This window comes from Streptosporangium lutulentum, from assembly GCF_030811455.1.
Classification (GTDB): Bacteria; Actinomycetota; Actinomycetes; order Streptosporangiales; family Streptosporangiaceae; genus Streptosporangium; species Streptosporangium lutulentum.
In genome coordinates this window covers 2285706-2309525 of the sequence record NZ_JAUSQU010000001.1, presented here as the reverse complement: position 1 = coordinate 2309525, position 23820 = coordinate 2285706, and the positions used below count along the sequence as shown (strand labels likewise).

The window sequence follows — 23820 nt, the reverse complement described above, 5'->3', positions numbered from 1 at the left end:
GCCGGGGACGAGCGGGCTCGTCGCCCGCCACCGCACGGAAGGAGAACGCCATGGGTCTGTCATGGCAGCAAGGGCCGCTCTCGCCCGGCGCGGTCGGTGAGTTCCTGACCCCCGACCCGCTGCCCGAGAGGCTGCTGTTCGCCGAACGGCTTCGCCGGCGGTTGCGCGTCCGGTTCGCGGGCGAGTGGATCGCCGACGGCGAAGACGTCACGCTGCTGCACGAGCCGGGCCGCTACCCGGTGGCGTATTTCCGCCTGGAGGACGTGAAACCCGGCGTTCTCCAGCGATCCGACCATGTCACCCGCCATCGCGAACTGGGTGCCACCTCATGGTTCACGGTCGCCGAAGGGAAACGGGAGACGGAGCGGGCCGCATGGCAGTACGTCGACCTGCCCGCCCACGCCGGTCGGCTCGAGGGGCGAATCGCCTTCGCGTGGCGCGCCATGGACGCGTTCTACGAGGAGGACGAGCGGATCCTGGGGCACGCCGCCGACGCCTATCACCGGATCGACATCCGCCGGACCTCACGGCGGCTGGAGGTTCGCGACGGTGATCATGTCGTGGCCAGGTCCGCGCATCCGATCGTCCTGTATGAGTCCGGCTTCGCGCCTCGCTGGTACGTCCCCAGGACGGACATCGACGAGAGCGCGCTCACCCCGGTCGGGGGTCGGACGTTCTGCCCCTACAAGGGGCTGGCGAGCTACTACGACATCGGCGCCTCCCAGCGAGCCGCCTGGTCCTACCAGGACGCGTACGCCGAGATGGGCCGCGTGTCCGGACTGGTGTCGTTCGAACCGAACAAGGTCGCGGTGTTCCTCGACGGAGAGCGGCTGAAGCTCGAACCCGGGCAGAACGTGCTGCCCCACGGCACCGACCGCGGCCTGGACCTCGACGAGGTCCGTACCCGGTGACCGCAGCCTGTGCGCCGCGCTCGCGACACCGCCTCCGGGCGCTCGCGGAATCCTGCCGGAACGGCGAAAAGATCCCTACCAAGGATGTGCCTCCTCGACGGTGCGGCCCTGCCCCACGTTCGAGCGGGCCGAAGGAGAACTTCGATGTCAGCGACACTGCAGGACAAGACCGTGCTCGTCGTCGGCCGTGGAAGCGGGATCGCCCGCGCGGTGACGCTGGCGGCGCGAGCGGCCGGCGCCCGGGTGGTGGTCGCGGGACGCGACCGCGCGGCCCTGGCGGACGCCTACGACGACGCCGGCGTCAGCGCCGAGCAGGTGGATCTCACCGATGAGAAGTCGATCGCGGCGCTGGCCGAACGGCTCGGCGACGTCGATCACGTGGTGTCGACCGCCTCGGCGCGGGCCCGCGGACGCGTGGGAGATCTCACCCCGGCCACGCTGTCGCTGTCCTTCGGCACCAAGGTGATCGGGCCGATCATGCTGGCCAAGCACTTCGCGCCGCGGGTGCGCGCGGGAGGCTCTTTCGTCTTCTTCTCCGGGTCGTCGGCTCTCAAGCCGGCCGTCGGCGTCCTGGGGGTCGCGGCCACCAACGGGGCGGTGGACGTCGTCACCAAGGCCCTCTCGCTGGAGCTCGCGCCCATCCGGGTCAACGCCGTCTCTCCCGGAACCGTCGACACCGGGGCCTGGGACGGACTCGGGGAACGGAAGAAGGCCGAACTGTTCGCGGAACGCATCGCTCGCAACCCCGCGCGGCGCATCGGAACGGCCGAGGACATCGCCGAGGCGGTGCTGTTCGCGATGACCAGCACCTTCATGACCGGCGTGTCATTGCCGCTCGACGGCGGTGAGCCTCTCGTCTGAACGGCAGCCGCACGGGCGATCCGCCGTGGCGCCAGGCGAGAAACCCGGCATCGCACGGGGCCGGTCCCCCACCGCTAGTCTGGTCTGATCTTCCTCTGAAGGAGTTCGTCGTGTTCCACCGGCAACCGGTCGCCCGTCTCATCGCGCTCGCGGCCATCGCCGCCTGTGCCCTGTCCGCCATGACGGGGACGGCGTCCGCGCACACGACGCTGAAGTCGAGCGATCCCGCCGACGGCGCGACGGTGAAAAAGCCTCCTGCCGACATCGAGCTGGTCTTCACCGAGAACATCAGCCGCAACCTCGCCACCGTCGTCGTCACCGGTCCCGGCGGTGAGAAAGTCGTCGACGGCAAACCGAAGATCAAGGGCGCCACCCTCACCCAGCCGCTCACGGATGACCTGGTCAACGGGCGATACACGATCGCCTTCCGGGTGGTGTCAGCCGACGGGCACCCGATCAGCAAAGAGCTCCGCTTCACCCTGAAGGCGCCCAAGCCGTCCCCCACGCCAACGCCCACGCCGACACCCACGCCGGCGCCGACGCAAGGCAGCGCGAGCCCGGCAGCGCCGCCGGCCGTGTCCGCGTCGCCGGCCGCCGCGCTGTCCGACGACGATCAGAGCGACGGGACGGGCGCGACGCCCGTACTGGTCATCGGCGCCCTGCTCGTGGTGGTCGCCGGGGTGACCCTCTTCGTCGCCCGGCGTCGCGGACGCCGGGCCGTGTCCTGACGTTCGCACCGGCGGCCGGTGCGCCGCCGGGGTGAGCGGCGCCGCGGTGGCGGCCTCCGACACGGCTCGTGCGATGCTGGGAAAGACGTGCTCGCTCCGCGCACGACCGGTGTCAGAGCACGGATGGCCGGTCCGGTGACCGTCGGATTCCGGATCGAACGACGAGAGCGGGGATGGCGGTGATCCCCTCTGGAGCCCGTGATGGCGTATATGCCACGATTCATTCGCAGGATGGTGCCGGTGACACTGTGCTGCGCCGTCTTTGTCATGCTCACCGCGCCCGCCGCGCTCGCCCACGACAGCCTGAGGAGCAGTTCCCCGGCCAAGGGCGCCGAGGTCACGTCCGTCAAGCGGATCGAACTGGAGTTCAGCGCTCACGTTCTGTTCCCCACGGTCGCCCTGCGTGACGCGGCCGGCAGGCCCGTCCCCCTGGCCAAGGCGCGCGCCGACGGGCCGAAGGTCACCGCCGAGGTCCCGGAGACGCCGCCCGCCGGCGGATACGCGATCGCCTGGCGGGTGGTCTCCTCCGACGGCCACCCGATCGAGGGAGAGATCCCCTTCACCGTGACCGGTTCGGCCGCGTCGTCCGTCCCACCCGCCCCGGGGCTCACCCCGGCGTCGGCGTCCTCATCCCCGATCGCGTCGGCGGCGGCGCAGCCCGGCTCGCCCGGCTCCGTCTCCGCCCACGCCGCCCACGCCGCGAGCGCCCAGGACTCTCCGAACTGGACACGGGTCGCCTTCGCCGTGCTCGTGGGGATCGGTCTGGGCATCTGGATCCCGCGCCTCCTCCGGGACCGGTCCGCCGACACGAAGTGATCATGCCCGCAGGCCCGGCGGGCCGCCTCACCCGCGCCGTGGTGCGCCTGAGGCGGGGCGTGCCCGTGGTGCGCGGGCCCGGCCGGATGTCCGGACGTGTGAGGGAGAATCGCCGAACGGTCATCGCCGTCCATCGGTGGCGATCAGTCGATCAGCGACCTCGACGAGCCGATCAGCGCGATCACGAAGAGAGCGAAGGCGATCACGTGGACGCCGGTGCACCACAGGCAGATCGCGCTCACCTGGAAGAGCTCGACGTAGACCAGGTAGAGCACGGTGACGACGCCGATCCCCGTCGCGACCAGGCGAGCGGCCGTCACCCAGGTCTCCTGCCGCCTCCAGACGGCGGGAAGGTTCGCAAGGATCATCGCCGCGAAGAAGATCAGGCCGTACGCGGCCACGGGAATGCCGAGAATCACCGACTCCGGGCTCGTGGTGACCTTGACGCAGTTGATCGCACCGGTGTCGGGACAGGCGAGCGTCCGGGGATCGGTGTAGTGACTGACGGTGAGGTAAACGGATATCGCCAGGCCGGCCAGGGAGAGGACGGTGCCGGTCAGCGGGATCCACCGGGCGGGTGCCGGCGCGGTGGTGCGTGTCACCCCAGGCCCTTCCTGATGTTCTTCACAACGGGCTCGTTGCACACATTGGCCGGCTTGTCACCGGTGATCGCGCAGATGCTCGCGGTCATCAGGTTGGCGACGCTGTCCACCGGCTTGCCGATGGAACCGGTGGGATCGGCCAGTTTGTCGGCGATCTGCTCGTTGTCCAGACCCTTCAGGACGTCGGGCGAGTAGCTCGCGCCGGTGATCAGGAACTGGTTGCCGATGTCGATGAACGGGATGGACCCCTTGGCCTCGGCGGGCACGTACGGCGGCCCGTTCAGCTTGGTCACCAGCGCCGCGTCCGCGGTGTCCGGCTGTTGCAGCGGCCGGCCTTGCGAATCCTCCGTCTCCACCGCCGTGAACGCCACGTACGGGCTGGAGTAGGTCGCCGACCGGAAGGTGAAGGTGGCGGTGTTCGGAAACACGTCATCGCTGGTGGAGCGGGATTCCCCCAGGCCGGTGAAGGTGCCGAACCGCGACAACGCGACGATCAGGGGCCACCGCTCGGCGGCGCAGTAGGGGCAGTATTCAGCGCCCAGGTAAAAGATCCTCGGCTTGCCGTCCTGCATGAGAGGCGGCTCACCGGAGACGGGGAGAACCTTGGCGTCGGGCGGAGGCGCACCGGCCTTGGCCAGTGTCTCGGCGGGCACCCCGGTCACTTTGGCGAGGGTGCTCTCCGACGCGGCCGACAGCGTCCCACCGGTCGTGCTCGTCCCGGTGAGTTTCACTCCCGCCATGACCGCGATCACCAGGACGACCACCGCGATCGGTGCGGCGATCAGAGCAAACCTTCGACGGCGCGCCGCCGCCGCCTGCCGCCGCGCCTGCTCCGCTCGCAGCGTCTTGACGCGACGTCTGCGCTCCTCTGCCCCCGACATTCACCCGCTCCTTCGTAGATGGATCACAGGATGAGCGGATAGGAAAAATATCCACACATAGGACATATCACCATAATGACGGAAAAATCTCCCAAAGCTGACGTGGTTTCCCCGGCGCGTCCTCGTTCTCCGCGGTAGGGCCAGGAGCGGCTGCCCGGATGCGAGCCATGGCCTCCACGGCGTCGGCACCGCGAGCACTCGTCTTCGCGACGGTGTGCGTCGCGGTCGCCGGTGACGGCCACGCCCTGGGCGGCGGGCTCATCGCCCTGTCCCTGACCCCTGTCGGCATGGTGTTCGCCTTTGTTCCAGCCTATGCGCTCAGTGCTCGCGGGCGAGGCCGGGGCGTCCCGTGGGAATCCTGCCGCCGGGAGGATCCACAGCCCCCGGGAAGACCTGCGTGAGGAGCTCGCAGCGGTCCCCCCGGCGATCTCGGGATGGACGGCGCGCGAGCGCGGTGCCGGTGTTCCCGCCGGCCGTACCGGACTCCGAGATCACCTTGTCGCGCCGTTCGGCCTCACCCGGCCTCGGCGCCCGTGGCGACGAGATCGGCCCGGGGCTGAAGTCCCGTCGCCATGGGCGCCGTCGCCGTTCTCTAGTCGCGCAGGCGGGCGAGGATGAGGTTGGGGTCCTTGGCGGTGGTGTAGGCGGCGCTCGGGACGTAGACGGTGTCGCCGCGCAGGGCGATGGAGGTGGGGTTCTGCAGGCCGTCGGCCTCGGTCAGGACAGCGGAGTGGGTGCCGTCGGGCTGAATGAGCGTGACCCGGCCGGGGCCGTTGAGGGCGGCCAGGATCTGGTCGCCGCGGCCGGTGAAGGCGAAGTCGTCGATGCCGGGCAGGCCGGTGGCCCGGATCCGGACCTTACCGGCGCGCCCGCCTTGGATGATGGGGATGCGCAGGACGGTGCCCTTGTCGAGGTTGGTGGCCCACACCGCACCATTGTGGATCTTCAGGCCGTTGGCGCCGAGGAATCCGGTGGAGGCCAGTTCGGGGGCGGCGGACCAGGCGGTGGGAGTGCCGCCGGCGGTGGGAACCCTCCAGATGGTGCCGCGTACGGAGTCGGTGATGTAGAGGGTGCGGGTGCGCGGTTCCAGGGCCAGGCCGTTGGGCAGGCCGGTGGCGGGCAGGGCGGCGATGCGCTGCGGTTCGCCGCCGGGGCGCAGGCGCCACAGGCCGGTGAGGTCGGAGGTTCCGGTGGCGTACAGGACGTACAGGGTGCCGTCGTGGGCGCGGACGATGCCGGTGGTCAGGGCGAAGCCCAGGACCGGGGTGCGGCCGCCGCCGTCGGCGGGCTCGGGCAGTGTGGCCAGGACCCGGGTGGCGCCCCCGGGGGCGACCTGGGCGATCTGGCGGGCGGCGGCGAAGGTGACGTACGCGGTGCCGTTGGGCGCCAGGGCGAGGTTCTCCGGCATCTGGCCCTTGGCCAGGTCGAAGTGCGCGGCGATCCGCGCGCCGCTCAGCGGGGCGGCGGCCGACGCCGGAGCCGGACTGATCGTCGCGACGGCGGCAGCGGTCAGGACGGCGGACAGGGCGGCCTTGGAGAGCTGCTTGATCATGGTTCCCTCACTGTTTTCGGGCATGCGGCAGCGGTATGCCGACGCACAAGGGGTGGATGGGCTTTCGCCCGGGCGGGGCTTCCGGCAGCGGTCACTTCGTCGGCCGTGCCCCGGGGTGGGACGGGCGCCGGCAGGTGCGGGCCGGCGCCCGTTGGGTGTGCGAGGTCAGGCGGTGCCGACCGGGGTCCCGGGCCACGCCGGGGCGGCCGGGGCGGTGACCTGGGCGAGCAGGGTCAGCGCGGTCCGCGAGGGCGAACCGGCCTCCGCCGTGGCGACCACGATGTTCGGACCCGGCCCGTGGCTCAGGGTCTGCTGGGTGACGGTCAGCGGGCCGACCAGCGGGTGCCGCATCTCGTAGACGGCGACGGCGCAGGCTTTGACGCGGTGGTCGGCCCACATCGCGGCGAAGTCCTCGCTCTTCGCGCTCAGTTCACCCACCAGCGCGTGCAGCGCGGCGTCGTCCGGGTCCTGGCCCGCCACCAGGCGCAGATTCCCCACCACCGCCCTGGCCTTGCTCGGCCAGTCCGCGTACAGGTCGCGGGTATGGGCGTCGAGGAACACGAGTCCGGCCATGTTGGGGCGCTCCGCAGGCCGGTCCACGGCGCCGGGGTCCAGGTGTCCGGCGAACAGGGCGTGGCCCAGCCGGTTCCACGCCAGGACGTCACCGCGGCGGCCGATCACGATCGCGGGGACGTCCGACAGCGCGTCCAGCAGCTGACCGGTCGCCTCCGTCACGCGCTCCGGCGCGGGTCGCCGTCCCCGGCCGCGGCGCTGGGTCGAGCGGGCCAGGTCGTGCAGGTGCAGGCGTTCGGACTCGTCCAGTCGCAGGGCTCGGGCGATCGCGTCCAGCACCTCCGGCGAGGCGTTCAGCGACTGTCCTTGTTCCAGCCGGGTGTAGTAGGAGGCGCTCACCCCGGCCAGCAGCGCCAGCTCCTCGCGCCGGAGACCCGGCACGCGCCGCCGCTCCCCGTAGGTGGGCACCCCGACCTCGTCGGGGCGCAGCCGGGAACGCCGCGCCTGCAGGAAGTCCCCGAGCTGCACTTTTCCGTTCATGGATCCGAGTATGGGCCTACCTGAAACGGGCAGCCTGCCCCTGCCGAGGGTAGGCATCGGAGGGTCCGCCTCCCGGCGGGACGGCCGACGAAGGGGCGTCGCGGCCCCGGCAGGCGGGTGAGCGGTAAGACTCAGGTGTGGCCGGCGAGGAGCGCAGGTGACGGGCGAGGACCGCATAGAGTGCCATGAGGCCACCGGCAAGCCTCTGAGCTGCGACGACTCGGGGAGAATCCCGATGGACCGGCAGCGCGGAGAGGCCGGCGCGTGCGGCGGGCCGGTCGCCCGCACCTGCCGGTCGACGCCGTCGATCGGTCCCGGCCGGGCGCGGTGGTCGATGATTTTTGATCGGTTTCCACAATTGGAGACGCATAACGTGCGCTGTCTGCGACATGGCGCCGACGGCCGATAGACGGAAGGGTGTGAAGGCTGCCGGGGCCGTCGTGTCGCGGCGCGCACATCGTTGGTCTGCAGGAAGGCTCGTTCGGGTGTTCAGTCGTGTCGCCATCGTCAACCGTGGTGAGGCCGCCATGCGGCTCATCCACGCCGTGCGGGAGATCACCGCGGAGACCGGAAGAAAGATCGAGACCGTTGCTCTGCACACCGACGTCGACCGCACGGCCGCCTTCGTCCGCGAAGCGGACCTGTCCTACGATCTCGGTCCCGCGTCCGCGCGCCCGTACCTCGACCTGAAGGCGCTGGAGCGCGCGCTGGTGGAGACCGGCGCCGACGCCGCGTGGGTCGGCTGGGGCTTCGTCGCGGAGGACCCGGCGTTCGCGGAGTTGTGCGAGAAGATCGGAGTCACCTTCGTCGGACCGAGCGCGGAGGCCATGCGCAAGCTCGGCGACAAGATCGGCGCGAAGCTGATCGCCGAGGAGGTCGGCGTGCCCGTCGCGCCGTGGAGCCGCGGCGCGGTCGAGACCCTGGACGCCGCCCTGGCGGCGGCGGCCGAGATCGGCTACCCGCTCATGCTGAAGGCGACCGCGGGCGGCGGCGGGCGCGGCATCCGCGTGGTCACGAACGAGGCCGAACTCGCCGACGCCTACGAGCGCACCAGCCAGGAGGCCGCGCGGGCGTTCGGCAGCGGCGTCGTGTTCCTGGAGCGCCTGGTCACCGGTGCCCGGCACGTCGAGGTCCAGGTGATCGCCGACAGCGGGGGAACCGCGTGGGCGCTCGGCGTCCGCGACTGCTCGGTGCAGCGGCGCAACCAGAAGGTCATCGAGGAGTCGGCGTCTCCGGTGCTCAGCCCCGTGCAGGCAGCCGAGCTCAGGGCGTCGGCCGAACGGCTGGCCGTCGCGGTCGGTTACTGCGGCGCGGCGACCGTCGAGTTCCTCTACCACCCCGGCGACAAGCTGTTCGCGTTCCTCGAGGTCAACACCCGCCTGCAGGTCGAGCACCCGATCACCGAGTACACCACCGGGTTCGACCTGGTCAAGGCGCAGCTGCGGGTGGCATCCGGCGGCATGCTCGAAGGCGAGCCGCCGGTGGAGCGCGGGCACGCCATCGAGGCCCGGCTGAACGCCGAAGACCCCGACCGCGACTTCGCGCCCTCCCCGGGCCGCATCGCGCTGCTGGACCTGCCCGCCGGGCCGGGCATCCGCGTCGACACCGGCGTCAGCGAGGGCGACACCATCCCCGCCGACTTCGACTCGATGATCGCGAAGATCATCGCCTACGGCCGCGACCGCGACGAGGCGCTCGGCAAGCTGCGCCGGGCGATGGCGCAGACCACGGTGATCATCGAGGGTGGCGCGACGAACAAGAGCTTCGTGCTCGACCTGCTCGACCAGCCCGAGGTGATCGACGCCAGCGCGGACACCGGTTGGATCGACCGCGTCCGCGGCGAGGGCAGGCTCGTCTCGCACCGGCACTCCACCGTCGCGCTGGCGGCCGCCGCCATCGAGGCGTACGAGGAGGAGGAACGCGCCGAGCGGCAGCGGCTGCTGTCGACGGCGTTCGGCGGACGCCCGCAGGTGCAGCACGAGAGCGGCCGGCCGCTGGACCTCAAGCTGCGTGGCGTCGGCTACCGCGTGCGCGTCGCGCGGGTCGGCGCGCATCGGTTCCGCGTCGGCGTCGAAGCGGGTGGCGACGCCCGCACCGCCGAGGTCGAGCTAGACCGCTTCGACCGGCACACCGGGCAGATCATCGTCAACGGCACCCGGTACCGCCTGCTCACCGACACGCACGGGCCGGTCCACCTGGTCGAGGTGGACGGCGTGACGCACCGGGTCAGCCGCGACGAGGGCGGCGTCGTCCGCTCGCCCGCGCCCGCGCTGGTCGTCGCCACGCCGCTGGAGGTCGGCGCCGAGGTCGAGGCGGGCGCGCCGGTGCTGGTGCTGGAGAGCATGAAGATGGAGACGGTGCTGCGGGCGCCGTTCAAGGCGCGGCTGAGGGAATGCCTCGTGTCCGTGGGCAGCCAGGTGGGGAGCGGAGCGCCGCTGATGCGGCTGGAGCCGCTCGCCGACGACGCCGAAGCCGAGGACGCCTCGGCCGCCGGGTCCGTCGAGCTGGACCTGCCCGCCGCGCCCGGGAGGATCTCGGTGCGGGAGCGCACCACACGCGGCCAGGAGGACCTGCGCAGCCTGCTGCTGGGCTTCGACGTCGACCCGCACGACGAACGCCGGGTGCTCGACGACTACCTCGCCGCGCGCCGGACGGCCGCCGAGGACGGCGACCGGCCGCTGGCCGAGGAGCTCGAACTCGTCGGCGTGTTCGCCGACCTCGCCGAGCTGAGCCGCAACCGGTCGGCGGACGAGGACGGCGGCGGTGAGGGCCACCTGCACAGCGCCCGCGAGTACTTCCACACCTACCTGCAGAGCCTCGACGTCGAGCGGGCCGGGCTGCCGGAGGCGTTCCAGGCCAAGCTCGCCAAGGCGCTCGGGCACTACGGTGTCACCGAGCTGAAGCGCTCCCCCGGGCTCGAAGCCGCGGTGTTCCGGATCTTCCTCGCCCAGCAACGCGCGTCCGCCGACGCCACGGTCGTCACGACGTTGCTGCGCGCGTGGCTGCGGGAGGCGCCGCCGGACGAGATGCTGCGCGAGCCCGCCGGTCTCGCGCTGGAGCGGCTGGTGGCCGCGACGCAGGTCCGCTTCCCCGTGGTCTCCGACCTGGCGCGCGGCGTGGTGTTCGCCTGGTTCGGCCAGCCGCTGCTGCGCCGCAACCGCGCCCGCGTCTACGCCGGCGTCCGCAAGCACCTACGACACCTGGACGCGCGGCCGGACGCGCCGGACCGCGCCGAGCGCGTCGCCGAGATGGTGCGCAGCACCGAGCCGCTGGTGCGGCTGCTCGGCCAGCGCCTCACCCGCGACGACCTGAACAACGCGATCATGCTGGAAGTGCTGACCCGGCGGTACTACGGCAACAAGGGACTCACCGACGTCCGCACCAGCGAGGTCGCGGGCTGCACGTTCGTGGTCGCCGAGCGCGCGGACTCGTGCGTGGTCTCCTCCGCGGTGAGCTTCGAGGCGCTGGGCAGCGCGCTGCGCGGGCTCGCGGAGCTGGCGAGCGGCGAGGACGCCATCGACGCCGACATCTATCTCGCCTGGGAGAAGCAGCCGGAGGACTCCGACGCGATGGCGGCCGCGCTGCACGAGGTCATCGGCGCGCACCCGCTGCCGGACCAGGTCCGCAGACTCACCACCACCGTCGCGGGCAGCGGCGGCGCGGTGATGCACCACCACTTCACGTTCCGCCCGTCGGCCACCGGGATGACCGAGGAGCGGCTGATCCGCGGCCTGCACCCGTACATCGCGCAGCGGATGCAGCTGGAGCGGCTGAGCAAGTTCGACCTCACCCGGCTGCCGTCGTCGGACGAGGAGGTCTACCTCTTCCAGTGCGTGGCGCGGGAGAACCCGTCAGACGACCGCCTCGTCGCGTTCGCACAGGTGCGCGACCTGACCGAGCTGCGCGAGCACGACGGCAGGCTGGTCGCGCTGCCGACGGCCGAGGACACCGTCGCCTCCTGCCTCGACTCGATCCGCCGCGCGCAGTCGCGGAGGCCGTCGAAGAACCGCTTCAACACCAACCGGATCGTGGTCTACGTCTGGCCGCCGAGCGACCTCACCCACGCCGAGCTGGAGATGATCGCCGGGCGGGTGCGACCGACGACCGCGGGCGCCGGGCTGGAGGAGATCCTGTTCATCGCGCGGCAGCGCGACCGGAAGACCGGCGAGCTGACCAAGATCGCCGTACGCATCTCCTTCGACGCCACCGGCGGCGCCGAGCTGACCGTCGGCGAGCCGTCGAACGAGCCGGTCGAACCGTTCGACGACTACCGGCAGAAGGTGCTGCGCGCGAGCAGCCGCAACACGGTGTATCCGTACGAGCTGACCGGCCTGCTCGGCGACTTCGTCGAGTACGACCTCGACGACGACCACGCGCTGGTGCCGGTCGACCGGCCGAAGGGGCGCAACACCGCGGCGATCGTCGCGGGCGTGGTCAGCACGCCGACCCGGCGGCACCCGCAGGGCGTCACCAGGGTCGTGCTGCTCGGCGACCCGACGAAGTCGCTCGGCGCGCTGTCCGAAGCGGAGTGCCGCCGCGTGATCGCCGCGCTGGACCTGGCCGAGCGGATGCGGGTGCCGTTGGAGTGGTACGCGCTGTCCGCCGGCGCCCGGATCTCCATGGAGTCGGGCACGGAGAACATGGACTGGGTGGCCGCGGCGCTCAAGCGGATCGTCGAGTTCACCCAGGACGGCGGCGAGATCAACATCGTGGTCGCGGGCATCAACGTCGGCGCGCAGCCGTACTGGAACGCCGAGGCGACGATGCTCATGCACACCAAGGGCATCCTGGTGATGACGCCGGACTCGGCGATGGTGCTCACCGGCAAGCAGTCACTCGACTTCTCCGGTGGCGTGTCGGCCGAGGACAACTTCGGCATCGGCGGCTACGACCGGGTGATGGGCCCGAACGGGCAGGCGCAGTACTGGGCGCCGAACCTGACCGGCGCGCGGGACGTGCTGATGTCGTACTACGACCACACGTACGTCGCCCCCGGCGAGGAGGCACCGCGCCGGGCGAGGACGACGGACCCCGTCGACCGCGACATCTCCGACTTCCCACACGTCGTGGCGGGCAGCGACTTCACCACCGTCGGCGAGATCTTCTCCGCCGAGGCCAACCCGGACCGCAAGAAGCCGTTCGACATCCGGACCGTGATGCGCGCGCTCGCCGACCAGGACCACCCGGTGCTGGAACGCTGGGCGGGCATGGCCGACGCGGAGACCGCGGTGGTGCAGGACACGCATCTCGGCGGCATGCCGGTGTGCCTGCTCGGCATCGAGTCACGCGCGGTGCCGCGGCGCGGCTTCCCGCCCACCGACGGGCCGGACACCTACACCGCCGGCACGCTGTTCCCGAGGTCGTCGAAGAAGGCCGCGCGAGCGATCAACGCGGCCAGCGGCAACCGGCCGCTGGTGGTTCTGGCGAACCTGTCGGGATTCGACGGCTCACCGGAGTCGATGCGGAAGCTGCAGCTGGAGTACGGCGCCGAGATCGGCCGCGCGATCGTGAACTTCCGCGGGCCCATCGTGTTCTGCGTGATCTCGCGCTACCACGGCGGCGCGTTCGTGGTGTTCTCGAAGGCGCTGAACCCGAACATGACCGTGCTCGCGCTGGAGGGCTCGTTCGCCTCGGTGCTCGGCGGCGCCCCCGCCGCCGCGGTGGTGTTCTCCGGCGACGTCAACGCCCGCACCGCGGCCGACCCGCGCGTGCGGGACCTGGAGGGCCGCGTCGCGGCCGCCTCCGGCACCGACCGCGCCGCGTTGACCGCGGAGCTCGACGAGCTCCGCTCGGCGGTCCACGCGGAGAAGCTCGGCGAGGTGGCCACGGAGTTCGACCGCGTGCACAACATCCGGCGCGCGGTCGAGGTCGGCTCCGTCGACGCCGTCGTCCGCGCCGCGGAACTGCGCCCGCGGATCATCGAGGCCATCGAGTCCCGCCTGCGCTGACCCTGCCCGAAACGCCACGTCGAGCTCCTCGACGTGGCGTTTCGGGGCCCGGGGCCATCGGGCCGGGCACCAAGCACCGGACGCAAAGGACCAGACGTCATGACCCGCCTGCCCGACTTCCGCCTGGAGAAGTACTTCTCCCGATGGGAGTTCACCGCGCGCCACCACCTGACCGCCTCCGACGCCCAGACCATGACGCTCACCGAACTGCTCGCCCTGGCCGACGACCGGGACCGGGCCGCGTTCGAGAACCTGTCCCTGGGCTACACCGAGACCTACGGCGATCCTGCCCTGCGCGAGGCGATCGCCCAGACCTACGAGCGGGCGGACGCCGCCGACGTCATCTGCTTCGCGGGCGCCGAGGAAGCCCTGTACCTGGCGATGAACGTCCTGCTGGACGCGGGCGATCACGCGGTGGTGGTGACCCCGAACTACCAGGCGGCCGAGACCGTGCCGCTCGCGCTGTGCGAGGTCACCGGCGTCGCCCTCGATCCTGACCGCGATTGGGCCCTGGACCTCGACCGGGTGAGGGCGGCGATCCGGCCGAACACCCGGGTGGTGTCGGTGAACTTCCCCAACAATCCCACCGGCAAGGTCATCGACACCGCCGACTTCACCGAGCTGGTACGGCTGTGCGACGAGCGCGGCATCCACCTGTTCAGCGACGAGGTCTACCGCGGCCTGGAGCTCGATCCGGCTCGCACCCTGCCGCAGGCCGCGGATCTGTCCGAGCGGGCCCTGTCGCTGAACGTGACCTCCAAGGCCCTGGGCCTGGCGGGCCTGAGGATCGGCTGGATCACCTGCCGCGACCGGGACCTGCTGTCCCGCCTGGAGCGGGCCAAGCACTACACCACCATCTGCAACTCCGCTCCCAGCGAGGTTCTGGCCCGCGTCGCGATCAAGGCCCGAAAGACGATCCTGGACCGCAACCGGGCCCTGATCGCGGCGAACCTGCCGGTCTTCGACGCGTTCTTCGCCGAGTTCGCGGACCTCTTCGAGTGGCGGGCACCGGACGGCGGCTGTGTCGCCTACCCTCGCTACCTCGGCCCGGAAGGCGTGGAGGAGTTCTGCACCCGCCTGGTGGAGGAGTCCGGCGTCCTGCTGCTGCCCGCCGGCATCTACCACTCCGAACTCACCCCCACCCCCACCGACCGCTTCCGTATCGGCGTCGGCCGCGCCGGCCCCGAGGAGGGCCTGGCCGCCTTCGCGCAGTGGATGAGAGCGCACCGCCCGACCACGTGACCGGGATCGTCAAACCGTTGGACCCCGCCCGTGACGACGGCGAGGATTGTGTTCATGACCCACGCTGAACGTGACCTCTCCCGGCTGCGCCGCGATCCGCTGCCGCTCCGTGGCCGGACCGCCCTGGTCACCGGAGTGAGCCGACGTGACGGCATCGGATACGCGATCGCCCGCAGGCTGGGGTCCCTGGGAGCCGGCCTGTTCCTTCATCACCATGCTCCCCACGACCACGACCAGCCCTGGGGAGCCGATCCCGGTGGACCCCACGCGATCGTTCAAGGAGTGACCGAGGCGCTGGCCGCCGACGACGCGACCGTCCACCATCTGGGCCTCGACCTCGCCGAGCCGGACGCGCCGGCCGACCTGGTCTCCGCGGCGGTCCGAACATTCGGTCACCTCGACATCCTCGTCTGCAACCATGCCCGCAGCGGCGGCGACGGGCCGCTGGGCACCTTGGACGCCGGCATGCTCGACGCTCACTGGTCCGTCAACACCCGATCGGTCATCCTGCTCACCCAGGCCTTCGCCGACCAGCACGACGGGCGGCCCGGAGGCCGTGTCATCTTCATGACCTCCGGGCAAGATCTCGGCCCCATGCGGGGCGAAGTCGCCTACGCCGCCGCCAAGGGCGCCCTCGCCTCCATCACCCGCACCCTGGCCGACCACCTCGCCGACCAGGCCGTCACGCTCAACACCGTCAACCCGGGCCCCGTCGACACCGGCTACGCGCCACCCGAGGTCCACGAGGCGGTCAGCCGCCGCTTTCCGGGACAACGCTGGGCCACTCCCGACGACCCCGCCCGCCTCATCGCCTGGCTCGTCACCGACGAAGCCGCCTGGATCACCGGACAGGTCGTCAACAGCGAAGGGGGGTTCCGCCGATGGGACCGATGACCTCGAAGAGCGCCTCCGACGAGGCCCGGGGGCCGGCAGTTCCGTGACCACGCCGGCCGGGGGCCGCGTCTACCCGGCCGGGGACGCTGAGATCGCGGCGGCCGCTCGCTCCATGAGCAGCGTGCGCTCGCGTGTCGTCGGTGCCACGCCGGCCGCCCGTTCCAGTTCCTCGGCCGCCTCGGCGTGCCGGCCCAGGCACAGCAGGACGTCGCCGCGCACGGCGCCGAGCAGGTGGTAGCGGGCCATCCGGGGGTCCTCGCGGATGGCGTCGAGTGCCTCCAGCGCCGCCTGGGGCCCGTCCGCGTGAAGCAGCGCGACCGCGCGGTTGAGCTCCACCACGGGTGAGGGCGCGAGCTGGGCGAGAGCGTCGTACAGTGCGATGATCGCCTCCCAGTCGGTGTCCTCGAAACGACGGGCGCGGGCGTGGCAGGCGGCGATGGCCGCCTGCACGGTGTACGGCCCCAGTGGCCTGCCTGCTCCCTTGGCCCGCGCGAGAGAGGCCAGCCCATGCGTCACCAGCGTGCGGTCCCAGCGGGAACGATCCTGGTGCTGGAGCAGGACGGGCTCGCCGTCCGGGCCGGTGCGGACCCGGAAACGGGACGCCTGCAGTTCCATCAGCGCCACGAGCCCGTGCACCTCCGGCTCGCGGGGCATCAGACCGGCCAGGATACGGCCGAGGCGCATGGCGTCCTCCGCGAGGTCCCGGCGGATCCACTCCTCACCCGACGTGCCCGAGTACCCCTCGTTGAAAACGAGGTAGACGACCTCCAGCACCGCCGACAGCCGCGTCGGAAGTTCCTCGTCGCCGGGCACCTCGAACGGCACCTGCGCCTCGGCCAGCGTGCGCTTGGCCCGGCTGATCCGCTGCCCCATGGTGGCGGCGGGCACCAGGAACGCACGGGCGATCTCCTCGGTGCTGAGCCCGCCGACCAGGCGCAGTGCCAGCGCCGCGCGTGACTCGCGGGACAGGACCGGGTGGCAGGCGACGAAGACCAGCGACAGCAGCTCCGAGTCGGCCGTGCCGCCGGCCTCCGGCCCCGGTGCCAGAAGGTCGGCGGCGAGCCGGGCGTACTTCCGGTCCCGCACGTGCTCGCGCCGGATCAGATCGATCGCCCGGCGCTTGGCGACGGTGGTCAGCCACGCGCCGGGATTACGCGGGACGCCTCGCTGCGGCCACTGTTCGAGGGCGCACACGAACGCCTCCTGCGCGGCCTCCTCGGCGAGCCCGACATCCTGGGTCACCCGGGCCAGGAAGGCCACCAGGCGCGCGGACTCGATCCGCCACACCGCCTCGACCGTGCGCCGCGCGTCCATCGGGGCCTCTCCTCGAACTCCGGGGGCGTCCTCAGCCCTGCGTTCCCAGGTCCGCGAAGTCCTCATCCTCGTAGTACGGGCGCACCTCCAGGACCTCCCGCATCCCGCTGTCGGGGTTGGCGGGGCACTGCCGGGCCCACTCGACGGCCTCCTCCAGGGAGCTGACCTGCCAGACCCAGTAGCCGGCGATGATCTCCTTGGACTCGGTGAACGGGCCGTCGACGACCGACGTCGCGCCTCCCTCGAAGACGACCTGCGCCCCCTCGGAGCTCGGCTTGAGACCCCCGCCGTCGAGCATGATGCCCGCCTTGATCAGCTTCTCGTTGTAGACCTCCATCTCCGCCACCATCTCCCGCGTCGGAGCGATCTTGTCCTCGTCCGCGCCACTGACCTTGATCACAACCATGACCTTCATGACGTCTCCTTTTTCGGCGAGTACCGCCCGGCCATTCTGCCGAGCGGCACCCTCATCCAGACGTCGAACGGGCAACCGGCCGTTTCTACATCCGGAGGCATCCTCGTCGACGCGGTCACGGTGTACCGGTGCTCGCTCTCCTTCCCGGCCGCATCTCGATCATCACCCTCGGCAGGTTCGGAGCATGTTGAGCAGGGCCACCTTCTCCTGCCGGGTCACGAAGAGCCGGTAGTGATGCTTCACGGTGATCCATGAGGTCGCATAGCGGCACCAATAGCCGCGGCGCGGCGGACGCCAGCTCTGCGGCCCCTGGGCGCCCTTGGCGATGTTGACGGAATGGCTGGTCACTATCAGCTCGGGGCGGGTGAGGTCGTTGGCGAAGGCGCGCCGCCGCGCCTGGCTCCATTTGCTGGCGCCGGAGCGCCAGGCATACGCCAGCGGCACGACATGGTCGACGTCGATCTGCTTCTCGCTTTTCAGCGACCTGCCGTCGTACGGGCTGTACCAGACGCCCTTGACCGGGTGGCAGGCGGCGTTTCTGCGCACGCCTCGCCCGTCGCGGGCCAGAACCATCTCTCGTGCGTCGCAGGTGCCCTTGTGGTGTGCCCATCGGGGCTGGAACCGCTCACGGTTGTAACCACGGATCGACAACGGCTTGGCGACTTTCAGCTGCGCCAGCATGCGGCGGGCCTGCGTCCCGGCGTCGGCCTGTGGCCGCTTGCGCGAGTCGGCTGCCGCCTGCTGGGCGGTGGTGACGGCGATGATCGGGATGACCAGAAGCGTGAGTACGGCGATTCGGCCTGTCCGCCTCAATAAGATCATGGTTCCATCCATACCAGTCATTCCCCGCCGGCGGCAGCGGTATGAGAGGGCCTGGCGGGTAGGCACATGTCACGCTCGCGTAAGCGCGCGGCGCCTCCATGACCGTCCGCGGCCACCGGTGCTCCCTGGCGATCGAACGCCACGGCGGTGTCCCGGCGGACGTCCGGGACACCGAGCTCGGCATCGTGCGGCGTTACTGGATCAGGACCCGGGCGAGGAGATCGATGTGATCGGCGAGCGGGTGACGGGTACGCCGAGCGGTCGCGTCAACGATCTGGTTTGTCTAGAACCCGATCACCAACGAGCGGCCGTGGAGTCAATTGTGCTACCTCCCCCGGCAGGCGGCGATGCCTGCTGCCTCCAGCTGTTCCGTCCCACGCTCAAGAGGGAGGAAGGCGGCCACGCACCGCGCAGACCGCGCGGTGCGTGGGCGACATCGGCCGGCGATCACCCGTAGAGCGAGCGGGCTCCCGGACTGTCGCCCTTGAAGCGTCGGCCCGCGGCGATCTCCTCGCCGACCACCGACCAGACGGTCTCGTCGTCCTGGAAGGGAAGCGGGTCAATGCCGCTCGTCTCCTGACGGATAAGCTCGACCTCGCGTTCCAGACGCTCGAAGTCGGCTTCCTCGCCGCCTCCGAAGGTGAACCCTTCCAGCAGTCGCTGGAACCGGAGGGCGACCTGGACGAGGGAGGAGACGTCCGTGTGGAGTTCCCGCACGATCTCCTCGTCGGCGTCCAAGGCGTGCACCTTTCCGGAACCGGGGTCGAGGGCGAGGTGGGCGTTGAGCAACCAGCCGATGACGGGCCATTCGCCCGCGCCCTCCGAGGCGTCCTCGAAGTCCTCGACGTCAATGACGTCCTGGACGAGGGGCAGGCGACCGGAGTCCTCGACGGGCTCACGCAGCCGGAGCGTCCCGGTGGGGACGCCGACGGTCTGCAGGAGGCGGGCGCCCTCGGTGTCCGCGGCGGCGGGCGGAAAGGCGATGGAGGGCAGGGTCGTGAGACGGTCCTCGCCGAAGACGTCGACGAGTTCGCTGCGGGTGACATCAAAAAGCACTGCCGAAACTCCGAACTGGGCGGCGACACGGGCGCCGTGGGACTGTCAGTGGACGGAAGCGGTCACAACAGAGGACGCGGGCGTCAGGCCGAGCGGCCGGGACCGGGCAGGATGCGTTCGACGATGTCGGTGACCATGGCGTGGATCTGATTCTCGGGAAAGATGTCGGGCAGCGTGAGCCGTTCCAGGATCAGCCAGTTCAGTGCCAGATAGAGCAGGACCACGGTGGTCGCGTCGCCGGGCAGACCGGCCTGCGTGTGGTGGTCGACGTTGGCCTCGACGTCGGCGCGGATGCGTTCGGTGAGCAGGCGTCGCAACTCCGGGCGGCGGGTGGCCTCCAGGCGCAGTTCCAGCAGGGCCAGGTAGCCGGAGCGGAAGTGGCTGACGCGGTCCACCAGGTCGTGCATGAGCTCGGTGACCCTGTCGCGGTCGCGCGGCCCCTCCAGCACGGCGGCCATCACGCCGGGCTCGGGTTCCAGCCGCTCGTAGAAGCGGTGGCCGACCTGGGTGAGCAGGTCGTCGCGGTTGTTGAAGTAGTTGGAGGCCGTACCGTTGGGCACCTGCGCCTCGATGTCGACGGCGCGGAAGGTCAGTCCGCGCGCCCCTTCGCGGGCCAGGACCTCGATGGCCGCGTCGAGGAGCGCCGCCCGCCGTGCCGGATTCTGCCGCATCGCCGTCTCCCGAACCCAAGGTGGAACAACTCTGAATGTAGTACTACGGTTTGACCACTCCGTGCAGAGTACTACGTCGACAGGGTCGATGAGGGAACCAGAGATACGCGCCGGCCCGGCGTCACCGTCACGACGGAACCGGCGCTAGGGCTGAGGGATCCCGGTGTACGCGGGGGCGAAGAACACCAGTGCCACCAGGTCCTCGGTGATGTCGTGGAAGCGGTGTTCCTCACGGGCCGGGATGAAGAGCGTGGTGCCGGGGCCGACCTCGACCGTGTGGCCGCCGGAGGTGAAGGAGCCGCGCCCGCTCGTCACGACGTAGATCTCGTCTTCGTTGTGCGGTGACTGCCCGTCTGTCGCGCCGGCCGGGATGGAATACGTCCCGAAGCTGAGCGCGGGCACCCGCAGGTGCTCCGCGTAGTCGGCGGCCCCGTCCTCCGTGGGGACGAACCGCCCGCTGTCGATGATCTCCATGGCGCTCGATCATTCCATGAACGCGACGTTCCGTGAGAAGGCCCGGCTCAGGAATCCCGGGGAGTGATGAGACCGGCCTCGTAGGCGGCGATGACGGCCTGGGCGCGGTCACGGACACCGATCTTGGCGAACAGGCTGCTCACGTGGTTCTTCACGGTGGAGGCGGCCAGTTGCAGGGTCGCGGAGATCTCGGTGTTGGACCGGCCGCGGGCGATGAGCGTCAGCACCTCCCGCTCGCGGTCGGTCAGTTCGGCCAGAAGGCCGGGCGCGACCGAACCGCGCGGTCGTGCCGCCCGGACGAACGTGCCGATCAGACGGGTCAGCAGTCGGGGCGCGACCGCCGCCTCCCCTCGGTACACCACCCGCACACCCTCCACCAACTCCTCGGGAGAGATGTCCTTGGGCAGGAAGCCCGACGCGCCGGCCCGCAGCGTGTCGACGACGTACTCGTCCAGGTCGAAGGTGCTCAGTGCGAGCACCCGCACCCCGGGCGACTCGGAGATGATCGCGCCGGTGGCGGTGATGCCGTCGGCACCCGGCATGTGCAGATCCATCAGCACCACGTCCGGCAGCAGTTCCCGGGTACGGCGCAGCGCCTCATTGCCGTCTTCCGCCTCCCCCACCACGGTCATGTCGTCCTGGGCATCCAGGATCATGCGGAATCCCGCGCGAACCAGCGCATGGTCGTCCACAATCAGGATCTTGATCATGTCTTCTCCTCAGGCACTGGAGTCGCCCGGTTCGGTGGGCACATCAGAGTCTCAGAGCACGCTCAGTCCACCAAACCGGGCATCACGGCTCGTCGGCAAGAGCCCGCCGTGAGCATCGGGACCGACGTGCGGCGTGGACTTCGTGGGAGCGGGTGCTCAGGCGTCTTCCGACGCGCTCGCGTCGTGGACCAGCAGAGCGATCTGGACGCGGTTGTTGAGATCCAGCCGGGTCAGGATGCGTGACACGTGTGCCTTCACCGTCGGCAGCGCCAGATGCAACTCCCGCGCGATCTCCGCGTTGGAACGGCCGCGCCCGACCGCCCGGGCCACCTCCCGCTCCCGCTCGGCCAGGAGGTCCAGCCGTGTCCGGGCTGCGGCGGCCCGGTCGTCCTGCCCGGAGCCGCCCGCCACCTGCACGATGAGCCGGCGGGTGACGGCGGGGGAAAGTACCGGGTCCCCGGCGGCCACGGTCCGGATGGCCGCGACGATGTCCTGCGGCGGGGTGTCTTTGAGAAGGAATCCGGCCGCGCCGGCGCGCAGGGCCCGCAGTACGTGCGCGTCGGTGTGGAAGGTGGTCAGGACCAGGACCTCCGGAGCGCCGGGCTGTGCCCGGAGCGCCTTGGTGGCGGCCAGCCCGTCGACGCCCGGCATCCGGATGTCCATCAGCACCAGGTCGGGTCCGTACGCGGCCACCAGCGCGGGCACCTCCGCCCCGTCGGCGGCCTCCGCGACGATCTCGATGTCCGGGGCGCCGCCCAGCATCAGGCGCAGCCCGGCCCGCACGATCGCGTCGTCGTCGACAAGCAGGACGCGGATCACTTACGCACTCCCCTCATTCCTGGCCTGCGGCGGACATCGCATCCGCCGCAGGCCAGGGTAACCAGGCGCAGACCCGGAATCCGTCGCCGGCGGGGCCGGCCCTCAGCTCGCCGCCTGCCAGCCGGGTCCTCTCGGCCAGTCCGATCAGTCCCTGCCCGCCGCCTTCGCCCCTGTCCGCGCCCGAAGCCGGTCCGGGCGGCAGCGCGTTGCGGATCTCAACCGTCAGCCTGTCCGCCGGGCCTCCGGTCACCCGGACCGCGACCGCCGCACCGGGCGCGTGCTTGCGCGCGTTGGTCAGTGCCTCTTGCACGATCCGGTACGCCGTCCGCCCTACCGCGGGCGGCGGCACCGGCCCGTCCGGCGGTCCGGTCAGCTCGATCCGGCCGCCCGCGGCCCGCGCCTCCGCCACCAGCCGGTCCAGGTCCGCCAGGTCCGGCTGTGGCCGCTCGCCTCCCGCCGGCCCCGCGTGAAGCACCCCGATCACCTCGCGCAGGTCGCGCAGGGCCAGGTGGGCGCTCTCCCGGATCACCCCGGCGGCCCGCTCGATCTCCACCCGGGGCGCGCCCGTGTTGAACTCCAGGGCCCCGGCGTGCACGCTCATCAGCGACAGCCGGTGCCCGAGCACGTCGTGCATCTCACGGGCGATCTCCTCCCGAGCCTCGCGCCGGGCCCGCTCGGCCCGCAACTCCGCGTCCGCCTCGGCCAGCTCCGCGCGCTCCCGCAGCGAAGCGATCAGCTGCTGCCGGGACCTCCGGAACAGTCCCCACCCGATGGCCCCGGCGATCAGCGCGAAGTACGTCAGCGCCGAGCCCGCCTGGCCCTCGGGCAGCTCGGGCAGCCGCCACAGGAAGATGGGAAGCGGGGCGAAGGCCAGCGCCGCCACCCACGCCGTGGCTCTCCACGGCCGGGTCGCGGCCACCGTGAACACCGCCACCATCGCCGGACCGGTCAGATAGTGCGCCTGGGTGCCCGCCAGCAGCAGCACCACCGCCAACGACACCGGCCAGCGCCGCCGCAGCAGCACCGCCGCGCACCCCAGCCCCCCGACCACCTGATCAGCGGCCCGCCACACGGGATCGAGATCCGCCACGACCGGCACGGACTGCGAGCTGACGGCGGCGAAGCAGGTGGCGAAGAGGAACAACCCCAGATCTGCGGCCCAGTCCCGGCGAGTGCGGTCGATGCGGCGCATGCCCGGTAATCTACGCGGGCCCCGCCCGCGACCGGGCATCTGTGCCGCGACCGGATACTTAAGTACGGCCCTTCGGCCACCGACGGCCGACTTCGGTCATCGCACGGCCGTCCTAAGCCCGATCCGGCGCCCGGCATCGCCCGCCTACCGTGGGGCCATGACCTCCACCAACCCGAAGTCCCCCCTGGCGGCCCTGTCGGGTCTGCTGTGCTTCGTCCTTGTCGTCGGCGGCGGGAGCGGCCTCCTGCACGAGTGGCTCGGCTGGATCCATTTCATGGGTTTTGTTCGGTTCCTGGCCCCCGACGGCTACGAGATCTACAGCTACGTCGTCATGATCGTCCTCGGCTTCGCGATAGGCGCGGCCGGTGACGCGTTCACCCGGCGAAGCCGCAAACGGGGCTAGCGAGGTGCCGCGAGGACGTCCCGGAGGACGTCCTCCAGCGTGACGCGGGCCAGCTCGCGTCTCAGGGTCTCCTCGATGCCCTCGTAGATGCCCCGCATCGCCGGCTGGATGCCGTAACCCACCACGCACCCCTGATCCGGGGTGGCGCGGTGCATCGCGAACAGCGGGCCGGGCTCCACCGCCTCGTACACGTCGAGCAGGGTCATCGACTCCAGCTCGCGCGCCAGCGACCAGCCCGCGCCCACGCCCCGCCGGGACTCCACCAGCCCCGCCCTGCGCAGCTCGCCGAGCAGCCTCCTGATCACCACGGCATTGGTGTTCGCGCTGGTCGCGATCTGCTCGGAAGTGGCGACCTCATGACCCTGGCGCTGGTAGAGGCTGATCCAGGCCAGCGCGTGAGCGGCGATGGTCAACCTGCTGTTGGCGCTCATGAACCGTCTCCTCCCGGTCGCAACG

At 71.1% G+C, this 23820-nt stretch carries 23 protein-coding genes; 9 read left to right on the top strand and 14 right to left on the bottom strand.

Annotated features, from left to right (window positions below; genetic code table 11):
- The first annotated feature begins 50 nt into the window (after positions 1-50).
- The 4 genes from J2853_RS09820 to J2853_RS09805 all read left to right on the top strand — a co-directional run bounded on the left by J2853_RS09820 (position 51) and on the right by J2853_RS09805 (position 3316).
- Positions 51-911, top strand: coding sequence for a DUF427 domain-containing protein (locus J2853_RS09820; protein WP_307556678.1), 861 nt, complete (start codon positions 51-53; stop codon positions 909-911).
- 144 nt (positions 912-1055) lie between these two features.
- Complete coding sequence (locus J2853_RS09815) at positions 1056-1772, top strand: SDR family oxidoreductase (protein WP_307556677.1); 717 nt, start codon at positions 1056-1058, stop codon at positions 1770-1772.
- A gap of 110 nt (positions 1773-1882) precedes the next feature.
- Positions 1883-2500 (top strand): copper resistance CopC family protein, encoded by a 618-nt coding sequence (locus tag J2853_RS09810; protein WP_307556676.1) that lies wholly within the window; start codon positions 1883-1885, stop codon positions 2498-2500.
- 210 nt (positions 2501-2710) lie between these two features.
- Positions 2711-3316 carry a copper resistance CopC family protein gene (locus J2853_RS09805; protein ID WP_307556675.1) on the top strand — a complete coding sequence of 202 codons (606 nt, stop codon included), beginning with the start codon at positions 2711-2713 and terminating at the stop codon, positions 3314-3316.
- Between the two features lie 143 nt (positions 3317-3459).
- On the opposite strand, the gene J2853_RS09800 is transcribed toward J2853_RS09805, so the two are convergent.
- From J2853_RS09800 to J2853_RS09785, 4 genes are all read right to left on the bottom strand, one after another.
- Positions 3460-3918, bottom strand: coding sequence for a vitamin K epoxide reductase family protein (locus J2853_RS09800; protein ID WP_307556674.1), 459 nt, complete (start codon positions 3916-3918; stop codon positions 3460-3462).
- On the bottom strand, positions 3915-4799 hold the full coding sequence (locus tag J2853_RS09795; protein ID WP_307556673.1) for a DUF929 family protein: 885 nt from the start codon (positions 4797-4799) through the stop codon (positions 3915-3917). The genes J2853_RS09800 and J2853_RS09795 overlap by 4 nt, the downstream gene beginning before the upstream one ends.
- Before the next feature lie 592 nt (positions 4800-5391).
- Entirely contained in the window at positions 5392-6375 is a 984-nt protein-coding gene (locus J2853_RS09790) for an SMP-30/gluconolactonase/LRE family protein (RefSeq protein WP_307556672.1), read from the bottom strand.
- 141 nt (positions 6376-6516) lie between these two features.
- Positions 6517-7404 (bottom strand): helix-turn-helix domain-containing protein, encoded by an 888-nt coding sequence (locus J2853_RS09785; RefSeq protein WP_307556671.1) that lies wholly within the window; start codon positions 7402-7404, stop codon positions 6517-6519.
- 485 nt (positions 7405-7889) lie between these two features.
- Here J2853_RS09785 and J2853_RS09780 point away from each other — a divergent pair, with 485 nt between their 5' ends.
- The 3 genes from J2853_RS09780 (at position 7890) to J2853_RS09770 (ending at position 15488) form a co-directional block, all read left to right on the top strand.
- A complete protein-coding gene (locus tag J2853_RS09780; protein ID WP_307556670.1) occupies positions 7890-13352 on the top strand; it encodes an ATP-binding protein in 5463 nt (1820 codons plus the stop codon).
- Between the two features lie 99 nt (positions 13353-13451).
- Positions 13452-14594, top strand: a complete 1143-nt coding sequence (locus J2853_RS09775) for an aminotransferase class I/II-fold pyridoxal phosphate-dependent enzyme (RefSeq protein WP_307556669.1) — start codon at positions 13452-13454, stop codon at positions 14592-14594.
- A 54-nt stretch (positions 14595-14648) separates the two neighbouring features.
- Positions 14649-15488 (top strand): SDR family oxidoreductase, encoded by an 840-nt coding sequence (locus J2853_RS09770; protein WP_307556668.1) that lies wholly within the window; start codon positions 14649-14651, stop codon positions 15486-15488.
- Positions 15489-15557: 69 nt separating this feature from the next.
- Here the strand turns inward: J2853_RS09770 and J2853_RS09765 are convergent, their stop codons facing one another.
- The 3 genes from J2853_RS09765 to J2853_RS09755 all read right to left on the bottom strand — a co-directional run bounded on the left by J2853_RS09765 (position 15558) and on the right by J2853_RS09755 (position 18039).
- Positions 15558-16802: an RNA polymerase sigma factor gene (locus J2853_RS09765; RefSeq protein ID WP_307556667.1), complete on the bottom strand. Its 1245-nt coding sequence runs from the start codon at positions 16800-16802 to the stop codon at positions 15558-15560.
- A 31-nt stretch (positions 16803-16833) separates the two neighbouring features.
- A complete protein-coding gene (locus J2853_RS09760) occupies positions 16834-17217 on the bottom strand; it encodes a YciI family protein (RefSeq protein WP_307556666.1) in 384 nt (127 codons plus the stop codon).
- Positions 17218-17379: 162 nt separating this feature from the next.
- Positions 17380-18039 (bottom strand): HNH endonuclease family protein, encoded by a 660-nt coding sequence (locus J2853_RS09755; RefSeq protein WP_307556665.1) that lies wholly within the window; start codon positions 18037-18039, stop codon positions 17380-17382.
- 98 nt (positions 18040-18137) lie between these two features.
- Between J2853_RS09755 and J2853_RS09750 the strand changes: the two genes are divergently transcribed.
- A complete protein-coding gene (locus tag J2853_RS09750; RefSeq protein WP_307556664.1) occupies positions 18138-18269 on the top strand; it encodes a hypothetical protein in 132 nt (43 codons plus the stop codon).
- Positions 18270-18486: 217 nt separating this feature from the next.
- Here the strand turns inward: J2853_RS09750 and J2853_RS09745 are convergent, their stop codons facing one another.
- From J2853_RS09745 to J2853_RS09720, 6 genes are all read right to left on the bottom strand, one after another.
- Positions 18487-19095 carry an SUKH-4 family immunity protein gene (locus tag J2853_RS09745; RefSeq protein WP_307556663.1) on the bottom strand — a complete coding sequence of 203 codons (609 nt, stop codon included), beginning with the start codon at positions 19093-19095 and terminating at the stop codon, positions 18487-18489.
- Between the two features lie 83 nt (positions 19096-19178).
- Positions 19179-19766 (bottom strand): TetR/AcrR family transcriptional regulator, encoded by a 588-nt coding sequence (locus tag J2853_RS09740; protein ID WP_307556662.1) that lies wholly within the window; start codon positions 19764-19766, stop codon positions 19179-19181.
- A gap of 144 nt (positions 19767-19910) precedes the next feature.
- Positions 19911-20240 (bottom strand): cupin domain-containing protein, encoded by a 330-nt coding sequence (locus J2853_RS09735; protein ID WP_307556661.1) that lies wholly within the window; start codon positions 20238-20240, stop codon positions 19911-19913.
- Positions 20241-20287: 47 nt separating this feature from the next.
- Positions 20288-20950: a response regulator transcription factor gene (locus J2853_RS09730; protein WP_307556660.1), complete on the bottom strand. Its 663-nt coding sequence runs from the start codon at positions 20948-20950 to the stop codon at positions 20288-20290.
- A gap of 156 nt (positions 20951-21106) precedes the next feature.
- Entirely contained in the window at positions 21107-21769 is a 663-nt protein-coding gene (locus J2853_RS09725) for a response regulator (RefSeq protein WP_307556659.1), read from the bottom strand.
- A 13-nt stretch (positions 21770-21782) separates the two neighbouring features.
- Positions 21783-22961: a sensor histidine kinase gene (locus tag J2853_RS09720; RefSeq protein WP_307556658.1), complete on the bottom strand. Its 1179-nt coding sequence runs from the start codon at positions 22959-22961 to the stop codon at positions 21783-21785.
- A 157-nt stretch (positions 22962-23118) separates the two neighbouring features.
- Here J2853_RS09720 and J2853_RS09715 point away from each other — a divergent pair, with 157 nt between their 5' ends.
- A complete protein-coding gene (locus J2853_RS09715; protein WP_307556657.1) occupies positions 23119-23364 on the top strand; it encodes a hypothetical protein in 246 nt (81 codons plus the stop codon).
- On the opposite strand, the gene J2853_RS09710 is transcribed toward J2853_RS09715, so the two are convergent.
- A complete protein-coding gene (locus tag J2853_RS09710; protein ID WP_307556656.1) occupies positions 23361-23795 on the bottom strand; it encodes an Rrf2 family transcriptional regulator in 435 nt (144 codons plus the stop codon). The genes J2853_RS09715 and J2853_RS09710 overlap by 4 nt on opposite strands.
- Between the last annotated feature and the right edge of the window lie 25 nt (positions 23796-23820).

Coding starts and splice junctions, on each gene's coding strand:
- J2853_RS09820 (WP_307556678.1), top strand. CDS start 51: ATGGGTCTGTCATGGCAGCAAGGGCCGCTCTCGCCCGGCGCGGTCGGT.
- J2853_RS09815 (WP_307556677.1), top strand. CDS start 1,056: ATGTCAGCGACACTGCAGGACAAGACCGTGCTCGTCGTCGGCCGTGGA.
- J2853_RS09805 (WP_307556675.1), top strand. CDS start 2,711: ATGCCACGATTCATTCGCAGGATGGTGCCGGTGACACTGTGCTGCGCC.
- J2853_RS09795 (WP_307556673.1), bottom strand. CDS start 4,799: ATGTCGGGGGCAGAGGAGCGCAGACGTCGCGTCAAGACGCTGCGAGCG.
- J2853_RS09790 (WP_307556672.1), bottom strand. CDS start 6,375: ATGCCCGAAAACAGTGAGGGAACCATGATCAAGCAGCTCTCCAAGGCC.
- J2853_RS09785 (WP_307556671.1), bottom strand. CDS start 7,404: ATGAACGGAAAAGTGCAGCTCGGGGACTTCCTGCAGGCGCGGCGTTCC.
- J2853_RS09775 (WP_307556669.1), top strand. CDS start 13,452: ATGACCCGCCTGCCCGACTTCCGCCTGGAGAAGTACTTCTCCCGATGG.
- J2853_RS09770 (WP_307556668.1), top strand. CDS start 14,649: ATGACCCACGCTGAACGTGACCTCTCCCGGCTGCGCCGCGATCCGCTG.
- J2853_RS09765 (WP_307556667.1), bottom strand. CDS start 16,802: ATGGACGCGCGGCGCACGGTCGAGGCGGTGTGGCGGATCGAGTCCGCG.
- J2853_RS09760 (WP_307556666.1), bottom strand. CDS start 17,217: ATGAAGGTCATGGTTGTGATCAAGGTCAGTGGCGCGGACGAGGACAAG.
- J2853_RS09755 (WP_307556665.1), bottom strand. CDS start 18,039: ATGATCTTATTGAGGCGGACAGGCCGAATCGCCGTACTCACGCTTCTG.
- J2853_RS09750 (WP_307556664.1), top strand. CDS start 18,138: ATGACCGTCCGCGGCCACCGGTGCTCCCTGGCGATCGAACGCCACGGC.
- J2853_RS09740 (WP_307556662.1), bottom strand. CDS start 19,766: ATGCGGCAGAATCCGGCACGGCGGGCGGCGCTCCTCGACGCGGCCATC.
- J2853_RS09735 (WP_307556661.1), bottom strand. CDS start 20,240: ATGGAGATCATCGACAGCGGGCGGTTCGTCCCCACGGAGGACGGGGCC.
- J2853_RS09730 (WP_307556660.1), bottom strand. CDS start 20,950: ATGATCAAGATCCTGATTGTGGACGACCATGCGCTGGTTCGCGCGGGA.
- J2853_RS09720 (WP_307556658.1), bottom strand. CDS start 22,961: ATGCGCCGCATCGACCGCACTCGCCGGGACTGGGCCGCAGATCTGGGG.
- J2853_RS09715 (WP_307556657.1), top strand. CDS start 23,119: ATGACCTCCACCAACCCGAAGTCCCCCCTGGCGGCCCTGTCGGGTCTG.
- J2853_RS09710 (WP_307556656.1), bottom strand. CDS start 23,795: ATGAGCGCCAACAGCAGGTTGACCATCGCCGCTCACGCGCTGGCCTGG.